This window comes from Herminiimonas fonticola (assembly GCF_040395855.1).
Taxonomy (GTDB): domain Bacteria; phylum Pseudomonadota; class Gammaproteobacteria; order Burkholderiales; family Burkholderiaceae_D; genus Oxalicibacterium; species Oxalicibacterium fonticola_A.
In genome coordinates this window covers 1-3966 of the sequence record NZ_JBEBPO010000140.1, presented here as the reverse complement: position 1 = coordinate 3966, position 3966 = coordinate 1, and the positions used below count along the sequence as shown (strand labels likewise).

General features: G+C 57.9%; 5 protein-coding genes. 2 read left to right on the top strand and 3 right to left on the bottom strand.

All coding sequences use genetic code 11. The features are described 5' to 3' along the window. Together ubiT and ABWP27_RS12430 are read left to right on the top strand one after the other, a co-directional pair. A partial coding sequence (ubiT, locus tag ABWP27_RS12435; protein ID WP_353157330.1) for a ubiquinone anaerobic biosynthesis accessory factor UbiT occupies positions 1-438 on the top strand: 438 nt, incomplete at its 5' end. 25 nt (positions 439-463) lie between these two features. After that, positions 464-901 (top strand): putative zinc-binding protein, encoded by a 438-nt coding sequence (locus tag ABWP27_RS12430; RefSeq protein ID WP_353157327.1) that lies wholly within the window; start codon positions 464-466, stop codon positions 899-901. Here the strand turns inward: ABWP27_RS12430 and ABWP27_RS12425 are convergent. Genes ABWP27_RS12425 through ABWP27_RS12415 form a run of 3 tightly spaced genes read right to left on the bottom strand, consistent with a single transcriptional unit; the run spans position 889 to position 3840 of the window. Beyond that, positions 889-1575, bottom strand: a complete 687-nt coding sequence (locus tag ABWP27_RS12425) for an anaerobic ribonucleoside-triphosphate reductase activating protein (protein ID WP_353157333.1) — start codon at positions 1573-1575, stop codon at positions 889-891. The genes ABWP27_RS12430 and ABWP27_RS12425 overlap by 13 nt on opposite strands. Before the next feature lie 25 nt (positions 1576-1600). Then, positions 1601-1792 (bottom strand): anaerobic ribonucleoside-triphosphate reductase, encoded by a 192-nt coding sequence (nrdD, locus tag ABWP27_RS12420; protein WP_353157324.1) that lies wholly within the window; start codon positions 1790-1792, stop codon positions 1601-1603. A gap of 26 nt (positions 1793-1818) precedes the next feature. Continuing rightward, positions 1819-3840 carry a ribonucleoside triphosphate reductase gene (locus tag ABWP27_RS12415; protein ID WP_353157321.1) on the bottom strand — a complete coding sequence of 674 codons (2022 nt, stop codon included), beginning with the start codon at positions 3838-3840 and terminating at the stop codon, positions 1819-1821. Positions 3841-3966: the final 126 nt, after the last annotated feature.

The window sequence follows — 3966 nt, the reverse complement described above, 5'->3', positions numbered from 1 at the left end:
TATCCCGGTTCACTCCTGTTCGTGCGTGCGCTCAATCTGCTGCTGGCGCGGCACTTGCCGCCCGATACGCAAGCGATGCTGGAAGGCCGCAGCCTGCGCATCAGCGTACTCGATCTGCAATTGTCTTTCGATTTTCAATGGCGTGCAGGAAGCTTCTCGGCTTGCCGCGTTGCTCACAATAGCGGCGCAGAGATTGATCTGACGATAGGCGCCACGGCACACGATTTCCTGTTGCTGGCGCAACGCAAGGAAGACCCGGATACGCTGTTCTTCAGCCGCCGCCTGCAGATGGAAGGCGATACCGAGCTGGGTCTGCTGGTGAAAAATACGCTGGATGCCATCGAGGCGCCGGTATTCGATCCGGCGCGTCTGGCGCCGATGCGTGTGCTGGCCCGTTTCAAGTCCGGTCTTGTGCGCGAGGCAGATGCGAGGACTTGATGTTTGCGTGAAGGAGAGTGTGAGTATGCGTGCCGATAAAAAAACCTTGCCGCTGGTGTATTCCTGTTCCGGTTGCTCCAGCGCCGCGCAGATGGCCAACCATGTCGCGCTGCGACTGGACCGGCGCGGCATTGCCGAGATGTCGTGCATAGCCGGCGTCGGCGGCGATGTGCCGTCGCTGGTCAAGCTGGCGCATTCGGGGCGACCCATCATTGCAATCGACGGCTGTCAGCTGATCTGCGCGACCAAATGCCTGGAACGCCATCACATCACGCCCGACAAGCATTTGCAGTTGCACGATTACGGCGTGAGAAAACGCCTGCATGAGGATTTCGATCCCTTGCAGGCTGAGCAGATCGTCACGCAAGTCGCGACGGAACTGGAGCGCCAGCGCACGCTGTTTGATGCCACCCATACCAGACTGACTGCGGCCGATCCATTGGCCATCGATCATTCCGCCTGACGCAGCGTGAAGTGTGGAAAGAGTGTCGCCATGTGCTGCACCAGTTCCAGTGTCGGATAATCGGCCTGGTTGAATGTATTGAGCTGCGCACTGCGGCAGCCCTGCGGGCGGAACAATTGCAGCGCGTAATGTTGCACACCCATATTGGCCAGCGTCTGCGCCAGATTCAGCAATTCGTCTTCGCTCAGCAGGCTGGCATGAATGGTGGTGCGAAATTCATACGACACGCCGCTGGCCAGTATCATCTCCGCACATTGCAGTGCATAACGGCCGCTATCGGCGATGCGGGTAATGCGTTCGTAACTGTCGAACGGCGCCTTGATGTCGAGGCCTACCCAATCCAGCAAAGGCAGAATTTCAGCCAGCCGCTTCGGATAAATGCCGGCGCTATGCAAACCGACGCGAAAACCCAGCGCACGTACTTCAAGGATGGCAGCCTGCAAGGCGGGATCGATGGTGGCTTCGCCGCCGCTGAATACCACGGCATCGATCAGGCCGATGCGACGCTGGAGCAGCGCCATGACTTTGGGCCACTCCAGCGGGCTGTCGATCGTGCGCAACTGCAGATGCGGATTGTGACAATAATCGCAGCGCCACGGACAGCCCTGCACGAACACCACGGCCGCCAGCTGGCCGGGGTAATCGGTGGCGGTGAACGGCGTTACGCCGCCCACCTTCAGCAAGCTGGCTGCGGCACTCTCAGGCGAGATGGCTGCTTTGTTCGCTGAAATACCGGCGTTCATTGAACTCTCCCTTTTTACCTGTATTGAAGGATGACATCGGGCGGTGATAGCCCATGACGCGGGTCCAGATTTCGCACGGCTGGCGTTCGGCATCGGTGAGGACGATGGCTTGTCTGGTTAGAAATATAGGTTTGATCATGTCGTTCATGGCTGCTCCTGTGGTTGGACTAAAGGTTAAACATCTGCAGCTTCGCGCTGCTTGCGTGCGATGAGTTCGTCATCGCATTTGGGACAAAAATGGTGGCTGCCGCCGAGATAACCATGTTTGGGGCAGATGGAAAAAGTCGGCGTGATCGTGATGTAGGGCAGCGAGAAGCGACTCAGCGTGCGCTTGACCAGCGTGCGGCAGGCATCGGCATTCGACAGCGGTTCCGTCATGTACAGATGCAGCACGGTGCCGCCGGTGTATTTGCGCTGCAGATCGTCCTGTCGCTCCAGCGCTTCAAAGGGATCGTCGGTAAAGCCGACCGGCAGTTGCGAAGAGTTGGTGTAGTAGGGCATATCCACGGTACCGGCCTGCAGGATCTCGGGATGGCGTTTGCGATCTTCCTTGGCGAAACGGTAGGTCGTGCCTTCGGCCGGCGTGGCTTCCAGGTTGTACATATGGCCGGTTTCATCCTGAAACTCCAGCATGCGGGCGCGCACGCGATCGAGCAGACGCACGGCAAATGCATGACCCCACTCGCTGGTGATGTCGTGTTCGTCGGCGGTGAAGTTGCGGATCATTTCATTGATGCCGTTCACGCCCAGCGTCGAGAAGTGATTGCGCAGCGTACCCAGATAGCGCTTGGTGTAAGGGAACAGGCCGTTGTCCATATGACGCTGGATGACCTTGCGCTTGATTTCCAGACTGGTCTTGCCGAGAGTCAGCAATTCATCCAGCCGCTGCATCAAGCCTTCTTCATCGCCGGCATGCAGATGGCCGAGACGCGCGCAATTGATCGTCACCACGCCGAGCGAACCGGTCTGTTCGGCGGAGCCGAACAAGCCGTTGCCGCGCTTGAGCAGTTCGCGCAGATCGAGTTGCAGACGGCAGCACATCGAACGGATCATGTTCGGCTTCAATTCCGAATTGATGAAGTTCTGGAAGTAGGGCAGGCCGTAGCGCGCCGTCATCTCGAACAGCAGCTCGGCATTCGGGCTGTGCCAGTCGAAATCTTCGGTGATGTTGTAGGTCGGAATCGGAAAGGTAAATACGCGGCCCTTGGCGTCGCCGGTCATCATGATCTCGATGTAGGCGCGATTGATCATGTCCATCTCGACCTGCAGATCGCCGTAGGTGAAGGGCATCTCGACGCCGCCTATCAGCGGCACCTGCTCGCGCAAATCTTCCGGGCACACCCAGTCGAAGGTGAGATTGGTAAATGGTGTCTGCGTGCCCCAGCGCGATGGCACATTGAGGTTGTAGATCAGTTCCTGGATGTATTGCTTGACCTCGGCATAATCCAGATTGTCCTTGCGCACATAGGGCGCCATATAGGTATCGAAGGAACTGAAGGCCTGTGCACCGGCCCATTCGTTCTGCAGCGTGCCGAGGAAGTTGACGATCTGGCCGATTGCGCTCGACATGTGTTTCGGTGGACTCGACTCGACTTTGCCGGGCACGCCGTTCAAGCCTTCGGTAAGCAGCATGCGCAGCGACCAGCCGGCGCAGTAGCCGGACAGCATGTCGAGATCGTGGATATGCAGATCGGCATTGCGGTGTGCGTCGCCGACTTCCGGCGGATACACGTGATTGAGCCAGTAATTGGCGATCACCTTGCCGGAGACGTTGAGGATCAGGCCGCCCAGCGAATAACCCTGGTTGGCATTCGCATTGACGCGCCAGTCGAGCTGATCCAGATATTCATTCATCGACGATTCCACATCGACCAGCGTCTTGCGGTCGCGCCGCAACTTCTGGTGCTGCTCGCGATAGACCGTGTAGGCGCGCAGGGTTTTGCGATAGCCGGCATCGAACAGCACGGTTTCCACCGCATCCTGTATCTGTTCGATATGCGGTGCATCCTGCTCATGAAACCGAATACGGGCCAGCGCTACGCGCGCACTTAGATTTTTCGCCACGCTGGCATCGAATTCACCGCTGGCCAGACCTGCACGCAGCAGTGCGGATTCGATCTTGCCGGCATCGAAGGGCTTGATGCTGCCGTCGCGCTTGACGATGTACGTCAAAAAGGAAACTGCCTGTGTCGTCATGAAGTTCTCCCGTGAACACAATATGTGGTGTTTTTGGAAGACTATTGACTATATATAGTGAGGTCAATTGAAAGCGGCGGCGCTTTGATATTCCTTGATATGGGTCAATTCTGCTGGCGGGTTGGG